We start from the raw sequence: 412 nt of genomic DNA, 5'->3' as shown, positions 1-412 counted from the left end.
AGCGAAGGGATGACAGTCAAGCTGGTATAAACAGCGAAAAGTGCATAGTCATCGTTAATAGCCTCACCAACGAATAAAAACAGGTAACTTAACAGCGCATTAATCAGGCAAAACATCCAATATTCCCGACGACGCGCCCTGCCATCTGAATCCGCATATTTTTTGATCACACTGAAATAATCTCTCATACCTGCCAATCCTTATTTTTATCAATATCGTTATCAATGTGGTGCCGAGAAAACGCTTGAATGACAGGCAAATCGTTCATGCCATAGCAATCAAACCGCTTTCATGCACAGTTAAGGGCGACGGGCTGCAGGTTAAATTAATGCTTTATTCCGATTATTCAGATATTTCTGCCCATGTTGCTGACCTTTCAAAACTACCCTGTAATCTTCGTACTGACATGAGC

Annotated in this window: 1 protein-coding gene; it reads right to left on the bottom strand. The window is 41.7% G+C overall.

Annotated elements, in window-relative coordinates:
* Positions 1–188 (bottom strand): DUF805 domain-containing protein (locus ACYP03_RS24315; protein WP_459782414.1); only part of this gene is annotated, 188 nt, incomplete at its 3' end.
* Positions 189–412 lie beyond the last annotated feature (224 nt).

It is taken from the genome of Photobacterium sp. R1, assembly GCF_054600795.1.
The sequence above is the reverse complement of the archived record's forward strand: the minus strand, read 5'-3'. Positions and strand labels throughout refer to the sequence as shown.